The following is a 17,192-nucleotide window of genomic DNA, read 5'->3' as shown; positions in this document are numbered from 1 at the left end:
ACTCTACCCTAACGTTAGAGTAGAGACTGGTGGGGTGGCACAGGACGCATACCGCCACGACGAGAAGGGCCGGGACCACGGGCGTGGACGACCAGCACATGCAGATCGGCGAAGTCGCCGCGCGGACCGAACTGTCCCTCCGCACCATCCGCCACTACGAGGAAACCGGCCTGGTCATCCCCTCCGCCCGCTCCCAGGGCGGATTCCGTCTCTACACCGAGACCGACGTCACGCGGCTCATGGTCATCCGCCGCATGAAACCTCTCGGCTTCACCCTCGACCAGATGCGCGACCTCCTGGACGCCACCGGCCGCCTCGACGACGAAGCCGGCCTCACCGACGACGAGCGCGAAGCGCTCGTCGACCGCATCCGCGTCTACGAGCGGGCCGCCTCCGAGCAGGTCGACAAACTCCGCGTCCAGCTCGCCCGCGCCGAGGAGTTCGCCACCACCTTGGCCACCCGCCTGCGGCAGAAGCCCGGCACACAAGCCTGACGTCCCGACACCGCAGGTGAGCCGGAGCCCTGCACAACCCGCACAACCCGCGGAACCGCTGGACGCCCGGGTCCGGCTACCGTCTCGGCCCCGCGAAGGCGTAGGCCGCTGTGCCGACGACGGTGAGAACCAGTGCCGTCCAGGTGCCCGCGGCCGTGCCGGGTGGCAGCAGCATCCAGGTCGCCACCTGCGTCGGCGTACTCGTCGGGGGCGGGGCGAAGAAGGCGTACGAGAGCCAGGCGAACGGCAGCGTCCAGGCGTACTGGCCGCCCGCGAGCGTCGCACCCAGGGCGACCAGCCCCATCAGACCCGCGCTGTCGCGGACGACGAACGCGGGGGTGGCCATGTCCTCGCCCATGCTCTGCACGGTCAGCAGCGCCGCGGCGACGACCGCTCCCGCGAAGAGCACGTGCGCCGCTCTGCGGGGCACCCAGCGGATCGCGGCCGTCCGGTCCAGCGCGAGGTCCTGTCCGCCGAGCCCGACCGAGAACGCCATCGCCCCGGCGGCGAGCACGAGCACGGGCAGCCCCGGCTCGGTGGGCCCCTCGCCCCCACTCCCGTCCCGGGCGAGGACCGCCACAGTGACCGCGCTGACGACCACCGCGGCGAGCGACGCGGGGACCTGGCGCGAGCGGGCGTACAGCGTCAGCCACCTCACCGGGATCAGCGGGATCACCGGGAAGCACCGCCCTTGAGCGCGGCGAGGGGTTCGCCCTCGCAGGACAGCGCGGTGGTGCGCATCGCGCTGATCCGGGACAGTTGTTCGTCCCGCGGCAGTGCCTTGAGCTTCTTCCACACCGGGCGGGCCGCGGCGGTCTGCTCGGCCGCGGGGAACCCGTTGCCCGCGAGGGGTTCGAGGGCGCCGGTGACCCAGGCGACCGCGACGCTCTGCGCGGCGGGGTCGGCCGCCGTGCCGCTCCAGCCGACGGGGACGCACATCGGCACCATGGCCTGCGCGATCAGGGCCCGGGTCAGTTCCTCGCCCCGCACGCCGGTGATCATGTCCTCGTCGAAGTCGAACAGCACGCTCTCGCGGGACCATCGGGGCGTGGAGCCCTGCGGCAGTACGGCGGCGTTCTCCCGGACCGTAACCGGCGCCTGCCCGCCCAGGGCGGCGTGCAGCAGGCGCAGCGCTTTCCTGCCCGGGCCCGCGACGTCGTCGAGCCGTGCCCGTTGTGTCGTCGTCACGCACACCGGGCCGTCGCAGACCGGTTCTGCGGCTGCCTGGTCGACGACGTACATCCGGTTCGGGTCGGAGGGCAGCACCAGCAGGGCGATCACCGCGCCCGCCAGGAGGGGTGTCAGTGCGGTGAGCCTGGCTCGCGGGGTCGCGGCGATCAGCAGGGCGAAGCCGGTCGCGGCCATGCCGAGCAGCCAGACCGTCTGCCCGAGGTGGACGGACGCGGAGAGCGTGACGAGTGCGTCGCGGACCTCTTCCACCGTCGGTGACAGCAGCGAGACCCGGTTCGGCTCGGTGCCCGGGAGCCCGCCCTCCATGACCGTTTTCGTCCGGCCCAGGGACATGTGCATCAGGACCGTGAACACGAAGGCGCCCATGGCCACCGCGGGCGGGGTGAGCGCGGACGGCAGGGCCCGCCCGGCCCCCATGCCCAGCACGGCCCCCGCGACGAGGAAGAACGCCCCGACCAGTGAGATCGGCAGCCAACCGGCGTGCGTGTAACCGGTGTTGCCCCACACCTGGACCCCGCCCACGAGGACCAGGAGCGCGAAGGCCGAGGTCAGCGTGAGTGCCGTCGTGCCCGCCAGTGCGGCAGCGCGGTGCCGGGCGGGGCGCGGCGTGCTCGTCAGTAGCTCGTACATCTTCGAGCGGTGGTCGCGCAGCCCTTGCAGCGCCCCGAGTCCCACGGCCAGCGGCCACAGGTAGAACAGCAGGGAGCGGGTCCACATGGCCATGGACGTCCACTGGGCCGTCCACGCCGTGGTGCCCCTCCACCACGCGGCGTCCACCAGGTACAGGAACGCCAGCGCCGGAACCAGGACCACCGCGCCGGCCCACGGGGCGACGGAGCGCCTCAACTCGGTGCGCAGCACACGGAGGTTCACCAACTGCCCCTTTCCTGGGCGGGGTTCTGCAGCAGCGCCGAGTAGCCGCGCTCCAGAGGGCTGTCGCCCACGTGCTCGGGGCCACCCGCCGCCGCCAGTTCGTCCGGGGTGCCCTGGAAGACCAGCCGCCCCTCGGCGAAGAGCACCACGTCGGTGCAGGCGGCGGCGACGTCCTCCACCAGGTGGGTCGAGACGAGCACACAGGTGTCGGTGCCCAGTTCCTGCAGCAGTTCGCGGAAGCGCAGGCGCTGTGCCGGGTCGAGGCCGACCGTCGGCTCGTCGAGGAGCAGGACCGTGGGGTCGTTGACGATGGCCTGGGCGATGCCGACGCGCCGCACCATGCCGCCCGACAGGGCCTTCATCCTGTCGTCGGCGCGGTCCGCCAGGCCCACCCGCTCCACGGCGCGCTGCACGGCGGCGGGGATGTCCGCCTTCGGTACCTCCTTCAGCCACGCCATGTACTCGACGAACTCGCGCACGGTGAAGCGCTTGTAGTAGCCGAACTCCTGGGGCAGGTAGCCGATCCGGCGGCGCAGCGCACGGTGCTCGCCCCGGCCGCCGACGGACTCGCCGAACATCTCCAGGGTGCCCTCGGTGGGGCGCAGCACGGTGGCCAGCGTGCGGATGAGGGTGGTCTTGCCCGCCCCGTTGGGACCGAGCAGGCCGTGTACGCCGGTGCCGAGCCGCAGGTCGAGGCCGTCGACGGCCATCCGTTTCCTGCCGACCCTGACCTTCAGCCCGGTGGCCTGGATCTCCCAGGCGTAGGCCGTCGGCGCGAGGTCGGCCGCGTTGACCGCGGACGTCATGTGGTGTTCCTTTCGGTTGGTTCTTGTCGACTGGCTTTTGTCGGCTGGCTTTTGTTGGTTGGTTCTTGTCGGTTGGTTGTTGCGTTGCTCATCGATGGGGGTCCAGCACGGTGTACGCGCTTCTGCGGGCGATCACGACCGCGGTGCCCAGTGCCGCGAGCAGCGCCCACACCGGCAGGCCGTCCGGCCGCAGCACGACGGCCGTCCGGCTGGTAGCCACGGTCGGCGCCATGACCACCGCGGCCCATACGACGCCCAGTGCGACAGCGGCACGGGTCATCCCGACGGCACCGCCGAGCGCCAGCGTCGCCGTGGTGAAGGCCAGGCAGGGCAGCAGCCACTGGGCCACCATCACCCCGGTCAGCCACCCGCACACCAGCAGCACGGGGACGACCACACCGAGCACGGACGCGGTGCGCCGCAGGACGAGTTGCAGCCCGGCCCTGGGCGCCGAGGCCGTCAGCTCGTACGCCGGGTCCAGTCCGCGGGCCCAGGACGCCGCGACGCCGAGTACGGGCAGGACCGGCGAGAACAGCAGCACCATCGACACCTCGCCCGTGCCCGCGCCGACCACGTCGAGCAGCAGGGCCAGCAGCGTGACGCCGACGACCATGGCCAGCCACGGCACCATCGCTGGTGTCATCCAGCGTGAGAGCCGCGACAGCCACGCCTGCCGGAACCGTCCGCGCCGCATCGTGGCGGTGACCGCCAGCCGGGGTTCCAGGCCGGACCACACGGTGCCGACCAGTGACGCCACCGCGGGCACCTCGGCGGTGACCACGGCGGACAACCGGTCGCGGCACACCCGGCACGCCTCCAGGTGGGCCTCCACGGCCCACACCTCGTCGGCGGCGAGGTCCGCGCCGCCACGCGCGTACCCCTCGATGATCCGCCCCGACGCGTGTTCCCCGCTCATACCAGCGCCCTCCGCATCGCCGTCCGGGCCCGCCTGGCCCGGGTCTTGACCGTGCCCTCGGGCAGCCCGAGCAGGACCGCGGTCTCCCTGACGGACAGCCCGTCGAGCACCATGGCCTGCAGTACCTGTCTCAACTCCGGCGCGAGGTAGCGCAGCGCGTCCCCGACCTCACCGCCGACGGTCTCCGCGAGCGCCTCCTCCTCGGCGGCGGGTGCGACCTCCGGCACGGCGGCGGCCGGTGGGGGCTCCGCGTGGTGGGCCCTGCGCCGGAACGCGTCGACCAGGCGGCGCGCCGCGATCGTCCACAGCCAGCCGGTGGCCGTCCCGCCGACCGCGGCCCCGGCGAACGCGCCCGCCGCCCGCCACACCGCCAGGTAGGTCTCCTGCATGACCTCCGCGACGATCTGCTCGTCCACGCAGCGGCGACGCAGGCGCACCGCCAGCCACGGCGAAGTACGCCGGTACAACTCCTCGAATGCGGCACGGTCGCCCTTCGCCACCAGCCGGACGAGACGCTCCTCGTCCAGCTCGTGCAGCGGTGCCCTGGCTGATCTCACACCTGCTAGACGCGCGGCCCTCGCGTCAGGTTTTCACTTTGCCGTGATCCACGTCACATCCGATCGGGGTCTCGCAGCGCAGCGGCAAAGCGGCGAACCAGTACTGCACAGACTGACCCCCGGCTCACGACTGCGCCCACTTCCGCGAAAAGCGCGCCAAATCCGCACCAGGGCACGCATTATGGCGATCGCACCCGCTACAGGAACGGCAACCATGACCGAAGTGCACAACGCCCCCGCGGCGGTCAGTCTGACCAAAGTGCAGACCGAGGCCCCGGGCCTCGTCAGTCTCTACAAGGCCGCCGGAACCAGCCTGCGCACACACGGCCTTGAGGGGGTGCGCGCCGCGGTGTACCTGGTCCTGGACCGGTCGGGGTCCATGCGGTCCTACTACAAGGACGGCACCATGCAGCACTTCGGTGAACAGGTCCTGTCCCTGTCCGCCCATCTCGACGACGACGGCACCGTGCCCGTGGTGTTCTTCTCCACCGAGGTCGACGGATCCACCGACCTCCGCCTCGGCAACTACCCGGGCCGCATCGACAAGTTGCACGAGAACCTCGGCCACATGGGGCGGACGAACTACCACTGGGCCATGGACGAGGTCATCGACCACTACCTCGCATCCGGCAGCACCGACCCCGCCCTGGTCATCTTCCAGACGGACGGTGGGCCCACCAGCAAGGCCGCCGCCGAGCGCTACCTGTGCAAGGCCGCCCGCCTGCCGCTGTTCTGGCAGTTCGTCGGGTTCGGCGACCCCGACGACAACGAGTTCGCCTTCCTGCACCGCCTCGACTCCCTGGCCGTACCGGACTGCCGCATCGTCGACAACGCGGGCTTCTTCCACGCCGGTCGCGACCCCCACACCCTGGACGACTCGCTGCTGTACGACCGGCTTCTGCGGGAGTTCCCGCAGTGGCTGACAGCAGCACGCACCGCCCAAGTGATCGAGTAGGCGCCGCCACTCGTCGTGGGAGGTGTCCGCGGGCAGTTGGCCGACGGCTCGCGGTGAACCGTCACGGCGTGCCGCTCGGCGGTGCCCCGGCGCCGCGCTCGGTGGGCGGTGTGAGGGGCGGAAGCGTCGGGTCGTGGCGCAGGGCGTCCAGGACGACGCGGACGGCGGCGCGGGTGGGGGTGCCGCGACGGACGGCGGCGGTGATGGTGCGGGTGACGGGGGTGGCGAGTTCACGCGTGGTCACGTCGTAGCGGCTGTGGGCGACGGCGAGGGCCGGGAGGAGGGTGATCGAGAGCCCGGCCTCGACGTGCTGCAGCGCCATCATGTAGTTGCTGAAACGGCACACGACCCGTGGTTCGAAGCGGGCCTGGCGGCACAGCCGCCGGGCGAGGTTGGCCATGTAGGACTGGGGCATGTCGAAGGCCCAGGCCTCGTGCGCGAAGGCGGCCAGGTCCGCGGGGCCGCGTCCGGCGGGATGGCCGGGTGGCAGGACCAGCAGGACCGGGTCCTCGGCCAGCGGCACCAGGTCGAGGTCCGGGCCCAGGGGAAGTTCGTCGAAGTCGGTCGTGGTGATGATGATGTCCGCGTCGGCCATACGCAGGGCGGGCATGCTCGCGTGCGGTTCCAGTTCGAGGATCTCGACGTCCAGGTGGGGGTGGGCGGCCGCGAGCCGGGTCACCGCCGGGACGGCCAGCGTGTGGATGGCGCTCTGGAACGCACCCAGCCTCACCAGCCCCGACGGCTCCTCACCGAAGCCGCGCAACTCGCACTCGACGCCGTCCATGTGATCGAGGATCGCGCGGGCCCGCTGGGCGAGGATCAGCCCGGCGGACGTCAGCCGTACCCGCCGCCCCGTGCGTTCCAGCAGTTTGGTGCCGGTCTCGGCCTCCAGGACGGCAAGTTGCTGGGAGACGCTCGACGGGCTGAGGTGGCCGGCCTGCGCCACCGCGCGCACCGTACCGAGCGTGTCCAGCTGGCTGAGCAGCCTCAGCCTCCACGGGTTCATCACCCCGGCGATTCTTGTACGGTTCTGCCGCACAGGAAAGCCGACATCGTGTGATGGACGCGAACCTCGACCCGTCCCTACCGTCGACGTCATGGCAGACGACAGGGCAGGCGACATGACCGGCACGGACCGCGACGCACAGTTCTGGCACGACGCACGGCGCCATCTGCTGCGCTACGGTGTGGCCTTCACCCCCGAGATCATCGAGCGCGCGAGCGGCAGCTTCGTGTACACCGCCGACGGCCGCCGGATCCTCGACTTCACCTCCGGCCAGATGAGCGCGATCCTGGGGCACAGCCATCCACGCATCGTGGAGTGCATCCAGCGGCAGATCGCCGGACTCGACCACCTCTTCAGCGGCATGCTCAGCCGCCCTGTCGTCGACCTGGCCCGACGGCTGGCCGGTACGCTGCCCGACCCGCTCGACAAGGTGCTGCTGCTCACCACGGGCGCGGAGTCGAACGAAGCCGCGGTACGGATGGCGAAACTCGTCACCGGCCGCCACGAGATCGTGTCGTTCGCCCGGTCCTGGCACGGCATGACCCAGGCCGCCGCGTCGGCGACGTACAGCGCGGGACGCAAGGGCTACGGACCGGGTGCGCCGGGCAACTTCGCCATCCCCGTCCCCCACTCCCACCACCCCGACATCACGCACCCCGACGGGACCCTCGACTGGCAGCGCCAGCTGGACCTCGCCTTCGACCTCGTCGACGCCCAGTCCACCGGCAGCCTGGCCGCGTGCCTGGTCGAGCCGATCCTCAGCTCCGGCGGGGTGATCGAGCCGCCCGCAGGCTACTTCGCCGCGCTGCTCCGCAAGTGCCGGGAGCGCGGGATGCTTCTCATCCTCGACGAGGCGCAGACCGGCCTGTGCCGCACGGGCACCTGGTACGCCTTCGAACGCGACGGGATCGTCCCCGACATCCTCACCCTGTCCAAGACACTCGGCGCGGGACTTCCGCTCGCCGCTGTCGTCACCAGCGCGGAGATCGAGGAACGGGCCCATGAGCGCGGCTTCCTCTTCTTCACCACCCATGTCTCCGACCCGCTCGTCGCGGCGGTCGGCAACACGGTCCTCGACGTCCTCGAAGCCGACCACCTCGACGAACAAGCGCGCAGCCGCGGGGAGTTCCTGCGCAAGGGTCTCGACGAACTCGCCGTCCGCCACCCGGTGATCGGCGACGTACGCGGCAGGGGCCTGCTCCTCGGCGTCGAGTTCACCACGGGCGACACCGACACCTCGGCCGGGGACGCCCTGGGCGCCCGAGTCACGGCCCGCTGCCTCGAACTGGGCCTGCACATGAACATCGTGCAACTCCCCGGCATGGGCGGCACGTTGCGCATCGCCCCGCCCCTGACGGCCACGGAGGAGGAACTGGCATGGGGCCTGGAAATCCTGGACCGGTCCCTCACGGAAACGGCCCGTTTCGTGGCTTGATACCAGGCTATCCGGTCACCTTACCGGGAGAATGAGACGACTTGAGTTCTTCGGTCTCAGCTTCGTCCGCTTCGTACATATGCGCGGGGGCCCCGTCGTTACGATGACGGTGGCGGGGTCGGATCCGGGGTTCGTGTCCGGCTGCGGTCCCGGCCCTGTCGGGCGGTCGGCCCGCACCCGGTACAGCTTCCTTCGCGGTACGGCCGCACACGGTAGGCGGACGCAAGGCAACGTATCCCACGTGCACTTGGAGCTGTCCATGCGGATCGACCGTTCGGAACTGTCGCTCGACCAGCCCGTGTCCTCGCTCGATCCCAACCGCGGCACCCACGAGGAGGCAGCCGAGTGGCTGCGGCACGGCCCCGTGGTGCCGGTGGCGTTGCCGGAGGACGTCCGCGCCTGGGCGGCCATGTCGGCCGAGGCGGCCCAGACGGTGCTGGACGCGCACCCCGACCTCTCCAGCGATCCGCGGCACTGGGGTGCGTACACGCGCGGGGAGATACCCGCCGGATGGCCCCTGCTCAACCTGATCGTCGGCGAGTCGATGCTCAATGCCGACGGGGTGGACCACCGCAGGCTTCGCCGACTGGTGAGTCACGCCTTCACTCCCCGGCGTATCGACGCGTTCGCACCCCGGATCCGTGAGATCACCCGGGAGTTGCTGGACGGTCTGGCGTCCGTGGAGCCAGGCGCGGTGACGGACCTCAAGGAGGGTTTCGCCTATCCGCTCCCGCTGTTGATCATCTGCGAGCTGTTCGGCCTCACCGATTCCGATCAACAGCGCCGATTACGTGGCCACTTCACGACCATGCTGAGCGTCGAGGTCAGCGGCGCCGAGCGGCAGGCGGCCGCCATCGGGCAGCGCGAGGTGCTGGCACGGCTGGTCGCCGACCGGCGCGCGGCCCCGCTCGGCGATCTCACCAGCGCGCTGATCGAGGCGTTGGACGACGAGGACGACAGGCTGACCGAGAAGGAACTGATCGACACCCTGGAGATCATCCTGCTGGCCGGCCACGAGACCACGGTCAACTCGCTGACCAGCACCGTCCACGCCCTGCTCACCCATCTCGACCAGCTCACCGCGCTTCTCGACGGCGAGCTGGACTGGCCGGCCGCCGTGGAAGCGGGCCTGCACTGGAACTCCCCGCTGCGCAACCTGTTCATGCGGTACGCGCTGCGGGACACCGTGCTCCACGGAGTGACCGTGCGCCGCGGCGAGCCGATCGTCGTCGGTCTGGCCGCCGCCAACCGTGAACAGCGCGGAACGGTCCCGGCGCGCTTCGACATCCGCGACTCCCGCCTCTACGACCGCCAGCTCGCCTTCGGCGCGGGCCCGCACTTCTGCCTCGGCGCACCTCTGGCCCGCCTGGAGAGCGCGATCGGGCTGTCCCAGCTCTTCGCCCAATTCCCCGCCATGCGGCTGGCCGTGCCCGAGTCGGAGCTGGTGCCTGTGATCTCCACGGCGATCAACGGCCTCGCCGCGCTTCCGGTCGTCCTGCGGCCGGCGTCCGCCTGACGCTTCGGCGATCCGATCCCGCCGCGCGGCTGTGCCCCTTCGCTGAGGCGAGGGGCGCCGCTGCTCCGGCTGCCTGAGGTCCGCTGGGTCCCTGACCCTGACCCTGTCCACGGACCACGTGGTCCGTGGACAGGGCGGACAGGAAGAGCAAGTCAGCAGGAGTGGGTCAGGTCAGCGGGAGCGGGATCGCGGTCAGCCACGTTCACCGGACGGCCACCTTCGCACAACCCTTCGTACGCCTCATGAGTCACAGCCCCGGAAGCCAGTAACCCTTGTTTCCCCTTCTGACTACGGGAGTTGCCCTGTGCGCGTACGTATCCTGGCCGCCACCGCCGCCGTTGTGGCACTGTCCGCCACCGGTCTCACGCTGCCGCTCACCGCAAGCGCCGCAGACGCGACAACCCCGCGGTTCGACTTCAACGGCGACGGATACGCGGACATCGCGGTCGGCATGCCCGACGCGACGGTGGACGGCAAGGCCAAGGCCGGCTACATCAGCGTGATCTACGGCGGCGCGGAGAGCCCGTACCAGTCCACCGGCGTCATCAGCCAGGCCGAGGCCGGCATCCCCGGCACGCCCGAGGCGGGCGACCGTTTCGGCTCCTCCCTGGCGCCCGTCGACGTGAACGGCGACGGTGTCTTCGAGCTCGTGGTCGGAGCGAGCGGGGAGTCACTCACCTCCGACCAGCTCAAGGACGAGGGCACCATCACCGTTCTGGAGAGCTTGCAGTGGCACCCCAAGGGCACCACCGTGGCCAGGGGCACATCCGAGTACAGCAGCATCGGGCGCACCATCGCCACGGGTGACTACGACGGCGACGGCGACACCGACCTCGCGTTCGGCGAGAACGGCGAGGAGCACGGTGCGCTCCGGTTCCGCCCCGGCCCTCTCACCGCCGCCCCGGTGACACCCACCACCCTGCGCCGCTACAGCATGGGCGGCGCCACCCGCGCCCTGGCCACCGGCGACTTCGACGGCGACGGCCGCGACGACCTCGCCGCCACCTGGCGGGGCACCGAGGACTCCAGCACCTTCATCACGCGCTGGGACGACCAGTCCGGGCCCGCCCAGTGGTACGCCGACGCCGACCGCGGCAGTGCGCTCGCCGCCGCCGACTTCGACCAGGACGGTACGGACGACCTCGCGGTCGGACTCGTACAGCCCAACCCCGAGTCGGAGAACACCCATTGCGAGAACCGGCTCGGCGGTGCGGTCCTCGTACTCAAGGGCTCGAAGGGCTCGAAGAGCGCAAACTTCGGCGCCGAGTACGAGTGCATCACCCAGTCGAGCCCGGAGGTCGGTGGTGCCGCCGAGGAGGGCGACGACTTCGGTGCCGCGCTGTCCGCGGGCGACCTGAACGGCGACAGCCGTCCGGAACTGGTGGTCGGCGTGCCCGGCGAGGACGTGGGCACCGTGAGGGACGCGGGCGGATACGTAACGATGAACGGCACGGAGCAGGGCCTGTACGGAGGACTGGCCCGTAGCCAGAGCACCCCGAACATGCCCGGCACGGCCGAGGCCGGCGACCGCTTCGGCGCCCAACTGGCCGTCGGCGACTACAACCGCGACGGGCTGTGGGACACCGCGGTGAGCGCACCCGGGGAGAACGCCGGTGAACTCAGGTCGGGTGGCGTCTGGTTCGCGCCGAGCAGCACGCAGGAGACGTACCCGCTGGGCAAGGCGCTGACCCCGTACGGCTTCGCGCTGCCCTACGGGGCCATCAAGTACGGCGAGGTACTGGGGCTTTAGGCATTCGCAGACATCCGCGTGCCCTCCGGCGCCTGCCTCTCGCCTCCCCGTCGTACGCTCCGGGCAACCGGTGCGCCTTCGGAGATACAGGAGCCTGATCGTCGCGCTCCGACGGGTTCCAGTAGCGGCCTGTCGGAGGGAACTGAGGCGGCCCCGCCCGGCGGGGAGGTGAAACGGGGCCGCCTGCGAGAGCGCCGTGAGCTCTCCGGCCGTGCGGCGCTCGATGCGACCGCCTGAGGTCCGGCGACGCCCTCTTATGGCGACTATCTCATCGCCCTGGATGCCTATGGCATATTCCAGCCACATGTTGGAGCGTGCAGCCCGGAGTACGGTTTCGGTTGTCTCACCTGCCTGCTTCGGTCACCCGGCCACCTCAGTAGATGCTGAGGCCATACGTCGACAGCCACTCGACCACGGGCTGGTAGTAAGTGACGCCGCCTACGCTGCAGTTCCCGCTGCTGCCTACGATGACGCCGAGCGCCGTGCCGCCCGAGAAGGCCGGGCCTCCGGTGTCTCCCGGCTCGGAGCAGATGCTGGACCTGAACAGCCCGGACACCACTCCCCCGCCGTAGTTGACGGTGACATTGACCGCTTGGATGCTGCCGCAGCGGTATCCGCCGACTCGCCCGACATGGCAGAGCGACTGCCCGATCGTGGGGTTCGCCGCGCCCGTGATGTCGCGAGTACCGGCGCCGGCGCCCAGCGACACCTCACCCGGGTAGGAAACGGCCGTGTTCGTGTACCGGACACTCGCATAGTCGTTGCCCGGAAAACTCACTCCCACGGTGACACCGACACTGACCGTCAGAGCGGCATCGGCGTACCAGGTGGTGGCGCCCTGAGCACACCGACCCGAAACGAACGCGTACATCGTGGAACCGGAACGGGCGTTGAAGCCCACCGTGCAACGGCTGACCGTGCTGTAGAGCGTGTCGCCGCCACGCACCACAACAGCCGCCTGCCCCTCCGCCCGCTCAACGGTGTGAGCGACCGATCCGGCAGCAGCGGACCAGCCGAATAGCAGCGCCACTACGACAACGGCACGGACGACAACTCGCAGATGCTTCACAGAGCGCAAGGCAGAACGCTTGGCAGTACGCATGGCAATCACGACGACCCCCTACGGCATGTACGTGCCAGCATGTGGCCCCTCGAACCTCGACGAACAGGCCGAAAAACGCCAACAACACGACACAGGAGACGCTACGACCCGGCCGGTTCGGACCAGGTGATCTACCGGCTCGGCAATGACCTGTCCGTGCGGGGCCCCGCCATACGGGAGCCATCCGACAGGCCATGAAGGAATCCGAACCGCTTGCTCAGCTCGCCCCGCACCTCCCGTTGGCCATCTGGCGGGGCTCCTGACCGCTCTTCAGGCCTTCGTTCCTGGGGATTCCCCGATCGAGGACGCTCGCGAGGACCTCACCGGCAGGCCGCTGGCCGACCGAGACCGCGCGACGCGGGCCGCTATCGCGGAGGTCGACGATGCGTTCGACGCAGCGGCCTTGACCGAGCTGTGGGATGCGGCGTTGATCAAGCGATTCCAGGTTGTCTTCCCGGTCAACCCCCAGGTAGATGATGGAGACCGTCCTGCCAATGAGATCGGCACCGTCGAAGGAAACAGACAACGCGCCGCCATGGGCACAGAGACGAGGCTGTAGCGTTCCCAACGGTGACGTCCCGTTTGATTCCGACCGTCCGAGGCCCCGTGCGACAACTCATTGCCCGCCTCTGGCGGCTCCTGCGCCCCGTTCAGAACCGCATTGTGTGGACCCTGAACGCCAAGTTCGTGGTTGGCGTGATCGGTGTCGTACGCGATGACGAGGGGCGGGTTCTGCTGCTGCGCCACCGCATGTGGCCGCCGAACCGTCAGTGGGGTCTGCCGAGCGGTTTCGCGCACAAGGGTGAGGACTTCCGGCACACCGTGGTTCGCGAGGTCAAAGAGGAGACCGGTCTCGATGTGGAAGTGGGCCGCCTGGTCATGCTGAACAGCGGCTTCCGCACCCGCATGGAAGTGGCCTATGAGGCGCGTCTCCTCGGCGGTGAACTGGTCCTCGATCCCTTCGAGATCCTGGAGGCCCGCTGGTGCCGCCCCGATGACCTCCCCGAGGGCATCCAGCCCGTGTGTCTACCCCTGGTACGCGGCGACACCACCCCCTGAGAGCATCGCCCGCTGCTTTGCGAGTGAGTTCTTGATCATCTGCTCCTGCATAGCGGTGATCTGCGGATGCGCGCACGTGCGACCTGCGTGAGCCTGAAGTCATGACAGATCCTCGCGTGCCACCACAGGAAACGCCCCCGGCCGAAGGCTCGATCGCCGAGGCACATGAGGAACGCGCGGACGGAGGAATGTGGGAACACCCCGGCGTCTGGGTCTGGCTGATCGCCCTGGGCGCCGTGATCTTCGCGGGCTTCTTCATCGCCCGCATCTTCGCTCTCTGAGCTTCTTCCGTAACCCCTGAAACCTCTGAGATCCCTGAAGCCGTCAGTCCCGCAGGGCAGCCTTGAACACCTCGTGGTGGGTCGCCAGCCAGCCCTGGAGGCGGTCCCAACGCTGCCAGCCACCGCGTTCGGACAACACCTGGGTGAAGACCGGGTCGCCGTCGGCCACTCGGTCGGCGACGAAGGTCCGACAGGTCGCGGTGGCCTGTTCGATCACGCCGGGCAGTTCAGCGCGCTCCTGTGCGGAGAGGCCGTAGCCGTCGGCGAGGATCCGCAGACGTGTCGGAACGTCCAGTCCCGTGGGATAGAAAGCCGCCGCGGACACGGGATCGAGCATGGGAACCCAGTAGCGGGCTGTCATGGCAACGTCCCACACGGCTCGGCCCGGGGCCGCCATGTCGAAATCGATCAGGGCTGCGGCACGGCCGTCGCGGAAGACGACGTTCTCCGGGCACACGTCGTTGTGGCACAGCATCGTTCCTCCGGCCGGGTCGGCCAGGGATCGGGGCCACTGGACACATGTGTCGACCGCGAGGGCCGCGCTGGCGTCGTGCAGGCGCCGCAGCAGGTTTCCCACCGATCTCAGCGCGGTCTCGGTCATCACCCAGCTCGGAAACGGCGGCAGAGCGACATCGCCGGGGATGAAGGTCAGTCGCTCACGGCCGTTCGTTCGGTGAGCTCGACCGGCTTCGGAGCCGCGTCGAACCCTTGCTCGTCGAGCGCCAGGAGGTGGGCATGGAGGGCGTGCGCGGAGTGCGGCGCCGGGCGTTCCACCAGGTCACCGTGGCGGAAGACCGCGCCCACATTCGCCATCCCGCCGAGCAGGGCTTCGCCCTCTGCCGTCTCGCCCTCAGCCGCCATGCCGATCACGCTACCGGCAGGTCGGCCCTGTGAGTCATGTGAGGCACGCCAAGGAGAACGGTCACAGCGTGTTCGCGTCTGTCCGTTCCGTCGCATTTCAATGCTCGCTGAATTGTTTGAGGCCGATGTGCTCGACAGGTGACGATGCGCGGACCGCATCACCGTCAACGAGGGGGAATCACCATGAGATTCAGCAAAGTCGCGGCACTCGCCGTGGCGTCCTTGGCGCTCACCACCGGCACTCTCGCCGGCCCCGCCTGGTCCGCACCGGCGGGCGCCAGCGACAACTCGCAAGCGAGCGTGGACGGTGTGGACGGCGTACCGGCACGGGGTGACGGCGGAGACTGCGCCTACGGACGGCTCTGCCTCTACACCCAGCCGAACTTCAAGGGCACCCGCTTCGATCTCTACGTCTGCGGCGACTACCGGCTGGTCCAGTGGAACGGCGCGGGGTCGGCCTGGAACAACCAGACGGTGGGCACGGTCGCCGCGTTCAAGAACCGGCAGTTCACCGTCATCGGCACCATCCCGGGCCGTGAGGCGAACGGGACGATCCACGGCTACAACAGTTACAACTTCTCGCCGGTCTGGTACGCGTACAACTGCTGACTCCGATCTCGGGGGCGGCTGGCCTTCGTCCTGGTCACGTGCACCTTGGTCGGAGCACCTGATCAGACGGAGGCCGCCCGCTTCCCGTAACCCTGGAGCGTCGGTCAGGATCTGGGAACACTGTCCAGCGGGGTGGCGGAGCGGACAACAGTGTCATACGTGCGGGCGCCGACCCACTCGCCCGTCAAGACGTCGTCCGGTCCGCCGGGCGCCGCGGAGAACAGCGGAGTTTCGGGGTACGCGGCGTCGCGGCCACGCGCGAGGGTGATGTGCGGCTTCCAGCGCTCGGGGTCATGGAGCGGGTTCAGCCGTCCGCAGGCCGGGGTCTCGCGCAGGGTGCGCCAGACCGCCTCGTGCAGGTGCAGCAACGCTTCGTCGGGCCGGACGGCCCAGGCCAGGACAGGCGTCCTGCCGTCGAACCGCACCGTTCCGTCGAGGTGCAGGGGAACGGGCAGAACCGTGAGGATGTGCTTGAGCCGGACGCGTACCTCGGGATCGAGTGTGTCGGCCGTGGCGAGAGTGAGGTGCGGGCGATTGGTCGGGTGCCGGTGAGCGGCCTGACTGGGCAGACCGGCATCCGACAGGCGGCGCCACACTTCGCGTACGGTCCGCTCGGTCGTCACGTCGGGCAGCAGCTCGACAGTCTCCACGCTGTCAGCGTACGTCGCCGCAGGTGGAGGTCGCGTCCCGCGGCGGGCCGCGAACACCTTCCACTCCCCCCCCCCACACACACGCCCTCGGGACAGTCGCCGTCGTGCGGCCCGTGTGACGGCATGTGATGCACGCCACGGGGAAGACGCCTGAGCACACCTACGACATGTGCTGCTCACGGTCAACGGAAAGCGAGGCCCGCGGATGGCTCACTACGGTCAACCCGCCTACCCCTATCCCGGACATCACGACAATCCCGGGGCGAGGACCAGCAACGGTCTGGCGATCGCGGCGTTGGTGCTCGGCATCACGGCCTGCGTGTTCTTCTGGACGGTCTTCGGAGGCGTCATTCTGGGCCTGGTGGGGCTGGTACTCGGAATCATCGCCGCCCGGCGCGCCCGCGGCGGTCGGGCTCCGCACCGGGTCATGGCCATCCTGGGCGCGCTCCTGAGCGCCCTCGCGGTCATCGCGTCCTCCGTCATCGTCGCGATCGGCGTCTCCTTCCTCACCTCGGACTCGTTCAAGGACTACAACGACTGCGTCCAGCACGCGGACAACAAGTCCGAACGTGAGCAGTGTTCCGATGACTTCGAACGCGATGTCAACGGCAACTGAATGTCCTGGCACAGCTCATCGGTCAGCAATCAGCGGTCAGCCGTCTGCAATCAGTAGCCAGCGGGGCACCATCCGATGCCACCGACGGTGGTTGCCGTCGGTGGCATCACTCACGGATGACGGCCGGATCCGCACCCGGAGCCGACCTTCACGCACTCGCCGGGCGAGGTCGAAGAACTCGTTCGTGCCCAGGCCGAGCACGGTGTCCCGGTCGGCGGCGCGGCCCGCGCCGACCGCCAAGGGCACCCGCCTCGCGCGCGAACGGTTCGGCATCGCGAAGTCGCTGCTCGGCCAGGCTCGGTCAGGCTCGGCCAGGGGCACACCTCTACGCACGCGGCGTCGTCAGGCGGTATCCCGGGCTACGACAGTCTTCGCCAGGTCTTCGCGCGGGAGATGTCCATCAGCCCTGCCGCCCACAGCGGCGGTGCACCACCGCACGCCGCCTGAGTCGCTGAGTTCTGCTGCTCAGCTGAGAGGGACCAACAGCCCGGATACTGCGGCAAAGTGGCGTCATT

General features: G+C 69.7%; 17 protein-coding genes and 2 pseudogenes. 10 read left to right on the top strand and 9 right to left on the bottom strand.

Features of this window, described 5'->3' with window-relative positions; genetic code table 11:
- Nucleotides 1-83: 83 nt before the first annotated feature.
- Nucleotides 84-494 (top strand): MerR family transcriptional regulator, encoded by a 411-nt coding sequence (locus ACFVH5_RS02285; RefSeq protein ID WP_385831378.1) that lies wholly within the window; start codon nt 84-86, stop codon nt 492-494.
- Nucleotides 495-570: 76 nt separating this feature from the next.
- On the opposite strand, the gene ACFVH5_RS02280 is transcribed toward ACFVH5_RS02285, so the two are convergent.
- The 5 genes from ACFVH5_RS02280 to ACFVH5_RS02260 form a co-directional block, all read right to left on the bottom strand.
- On the bottom strand, nt 571-1,152 hold the full coding sequence (locus tag ACFVH5_RS02280; protein ID WP_385831575.1) for a hypothetical protein: 582 nt from the start codon (nt 1,150-1,152) through the stop codon (nt 571-573).
- Nucleotides 1,153-1,166: 14 nt separating this feature from the next.
- Nucleotides 1,167-2,558 (bottom strand): hypothetical protein, encoded by a 1,392-nt coding sequence (locus ACFVH5_RS02275; protein WP_385831376.1) that lies wholly within the window; start codon nt 2,556-2,558, stop codon nt 1,167-1,169.
- Nucleotides 2,555-3,364 (bottom strand): ABC transporter ATP-binding protein, encoded by an 810-nt coding sequence (locus ACFVH5_RS02270; protein ID WP_384797845.1) that lies wholly within the window; start codon nt 3,362-3,364, stop codon nt 2,555-2,557. Before ACFVH5_RS02270 ends, ACFVH5_RS02275 begins: the two co-directional genes overlap by 4 nt.
- Before the next feature lie 88 nt (nt 3,365-3,452).
- Nucleotides 3,453-4,280, bottom strand: coding sequence for a zf-HC2 domain-containing protein (locus ACFVH5_RS02265; RefSeq protein ID WP_385831374.1), 828 nt, complete (start codon nt 4,278-4,280; stop codon nt 3,453-3,455).
- Nucleotides 4,277-4,837 (bottom strand): RNA polymerase sigma factor, encoded by a 561-nt coding sequence (locus ACFVH5_RS02260; protein WP_385831373.1) that lies wholly within the window; start codon nt 4,835-4,837, stop codon nt 4,277-4,279. The genes ACFVH5_RS02265 and ACFVH5_RS02260 overlap by 4 nt, the downstream gene beginning before the upstream one ends.
- Before the next feature lie 214 nt (nt 4,838-5,051).
- On the opposite strand from ACFVH5_RS02260, the gene ACFVH5_RS02255 reads away from it, so the two are divergent.
- A complete protein-coding gene (locus ACFVH5_RS02255; protein WP_385831371.1) occupies nt 5,052-5,792 on the top strand; it encodes a vWA domain-containing protein in 741 nt (246 codons plus the stop codon).
- Nucleotides 5,793-5,853: 61 nt separating this feature from the next.
- Here ACFVH5_RS02255 and ACFVH5_RS02250 read toward each other — a convergent pair whose 3' ends face one another.
- Nucleotides 5,854-6,801 carry a LysR family transcriptional regulator gene (locus tag ACFVH5_RS02250; protein ID WP_385831369.1) on the bottom strand — a complete coding sequence of 316 codons (948 nt, stop codon included), beginning with the start codon at nt 6,799-6,801 and terminating at the stop codon, nt 5,854-5,856.
- Between the two features lie 88 nt (nt 6,802-6,889).
- On the opposite strand from ACFVH5_RS02250, the gene ACFVH5_RS02245 reads away from it, so the two are divergent.
- The 3 genes from ACFVH5_RS02245 (at nt 6,890) to ACFVH5_RS02235 (ending at nt 11,499) form a co-directional block, all read left to right on the top strand.
- Complete coding sequence (locus ACFVH5_RS02245; RefSeq protein ID WP_385831367.1) at nt 6,890-8,233, top strand: aspartate aminotransferase family protein; 1,344 nt, start codon at nt 6,890-6,892, stop codon at nt 8,231-8,233.
- A gap of 259 nt (nt 8,234-8,492) precedes the next feature.
- Nucleotides 8,493-9,749 carry a cytochrome P450 gene (locus tag ACFVH5_RS02240; protein ID WP_385831365.1) on the top strand — a complete coding sequence of 419 codons (1,257 nt, stop codon included), beginning with the start codon at nt 8,493-8,495 and terminating at the stop codon, nt 9,747-9,749.
- A 304-nt stretch (nt 9,750-10,053) separates the two neighbouring features.
- Nucleotides 10,054-11,499, top strand: coding sequence for an FG-GAP and VCBS repeat-containing protein (locus tag ACFVH5_RS02235; protein ID WP_385831364.1), 1,446 nt, complete (start codon nt 10,054-10,056; stop codon nt 11,497-11,499).
- 373 nt (nt 11,500-11,872) lie between these two features.
- Here ACFVH5_RS02235 and ACFVH5_RS02230 read toward each other — a convergent pair whose 3' ends face one another.
- On the bottom strand, nt 11,873-12,601 hold the full coding sequence (locus tag ACFVH5_RS02230) for a S1 family peptidase (protein ID WP_385831574.1): 729 nt from the start codon (nt 12,599-12,601) through the stop codon (nt 11,873-11,875).
- A 105-nt stretch (nt 12,602-12,706) separates the two neighbouring features.
- On the opposite strand from ACFVH5_RS02230, the pseudogene ACFVH5_RS02225 reads away from it, so the two are divergent.
- From ACFVH5_RS02225 to ACFVH5_RS02215, 3 genes and pseudogenes are all read left to right on the top strand, one after another.
- Nucleotides 12,707-13,031: pseudogene (locus ACFVH5_RS02225) on the top strand (phosphotransferase); the annotation flags it as partial.
- A 176-nt stretch (nt 13,032-13,207) separates the two neighbouring features.
- Nucleotides 13,208-13,660, top strand: a complete 453-nt coding sequence (locus tag ACFVH5_RS02220; protein WP_385831362.1) for an NUDIX hydrolase — start codon at nt 13,208-13,210, stop codon at nt 13,658-13,660.
- A 101-nt stretch (nt 13,661-13,761) separates the two neighbouring features.
- The gene (locus ACFVH5_RS02215; protein WP_384797804.1) at nt 13,762-13,941 is read left to right on the top strand and encodes a DUF6480 family protein; all 180 of its coding nucleotides are present in this window, start codon (nt 13,762-13,764) and stop codon (nt 13,939-13,941) included.
- 43 nt (nt 13,942-13,984) lie between these two features.
- Here the strand turns inward: ACFVH5_RS02215 and ACFVH5_RS02210 are convergent.
- Nucleotides 13,985-14,802: pseudogene (locus ACFVH5_RS02210) on the bottom strand (phosphotransferase).
- A 183-nt stretch (nt 14,803-14,985) separates the two neighbouring features.
- Here ACFVH5_RS02210 and ACFVH5_RS02205 point away from each other — a divergent pair.
- On the top strand, nt 14,986-15,411 hold the full coding sequence (locus tag ACFVH5_RS02205) for a peptidase inhibitor family I36 protein (protein ID WP_385831360.1): 426 nt from the start codon (nt 14,986-14,988) through the stop codon (nt 15,409-15,411).
- Nucleotides 15,412-15,515: 104 nt separating this feature from the next.
- Here ACFVH5_RS02205 and ACFVH5_RS02200 read toward each other — a convergent pair whose 3' ends face one another.
- Nucleotides 15,516-16,061 carry a 2'-5' RNA ligase family protein gene (locus ACFVH5_RS02200; protein ID WP_385831358.1) on the bottom strand — a complete coding sequence of 182 codons (546 nt, stop codon included), beginning with the start codon at nt 16,059-16,061 and terminating at the stop codon, nt 15,516-15,518.
- 205 nt (nt 16,062-16,266) lie between these two features.
- Between ACFVH5_RS02200 and ACFVH5_RS02195 the strand changes: the two genes are divergently transcribed.
- Nucleotides 16,267-16,677 (top strand): DUF4190 domain-containing protein, encoded by a 411-nt coding sequence (locus ACFVH5_RS02195; protein WP_385831357.1) that lies wholly within the window; start codon nt 16,267-16,269, stop codon nt 16,675-16,677.
- The last annotated feature ends 515 nt before the right edge of the window (nt 16,678-17,192 follow it).

This window comes from Streptomyces sp. NPDC127119 (assembly GCF_042677425.1).
Classification (GTDB): Bacteria; Actinomycetota; Actinomycetes; order Streptomycetales; family Streptomycetaceae; genus Streptomyces.
This window is presented reverse-complemented; position numbering and strand designations above follow the sequence as displayed.

Bases quoted from the DNA above. Each gene is read 5' to 3' on its own strand.
- ACFVH5_RS02215 (WP_384797804.1), top strand. From the start codon at position 13,762: ATGACAGATCCTCGCGTGCCACCACAGGAAACGCCCCCGGCCGAAGGC.
- ACFVH5_RS02230 (WP_385831574.1), bottom strand. From the start codon at position 12,601: ATGCGTACTGCCAAGCGTTCTGCCTTGCGCTCTGTGAAGCATCTGCGA.
- ACFVH5_RS02255 (WP_385831371.1), top strand. From the start codon at position 5,052: ATGACCGAAGTGCACAACGCCCCCGCGGCGGTCAGTCTGACCAAAGTG.
- ACFVH5_RS02240 (WP_385831365.1), top strand. From the start codon at position 8,493: ATGCGGATCGACCGTTCGGAACTGTCGCTCGACCAGCCCGTGTCCTCG.
- ACFVH5_RS02265 (WP_385831374.1), bottom strand. From the start codon at position 4,280: ATGAGCGGGGAACACGCGTCGGGGCGGATCATCGAGGGGTACGCGCGT.
- ACFVH5_RS02195 (WP_385831357.1), top strand. From the start codon at position 16,267: ATGGCTCACTACGGTCAACCCGCCTACCCCTATCCCGGACATCACGAC.
- ACFVH5_RS02270 (WP_384797845.1), bottom strand. From the start codon at position 3,364: ATGACGTCCGCGGTCAACGCGGCCGACCTCGCGCCGACGGCCTACGCC.
- ACFVH5_RS02205 (WP_385831360.1), top strand. From the start codon at position 14,986: ATGAGATTCAGCAAAGTCGCGGCACTCGCCGTGGCGTCCTTGGCGCTC.
- ACFVH5_RS02245 (WP_385831367.1), top strand. From the start codon at position 6,890: ATGGCAGACGACAGGGCAGGCGACATGACCGGCACGGACCGCGACGCA.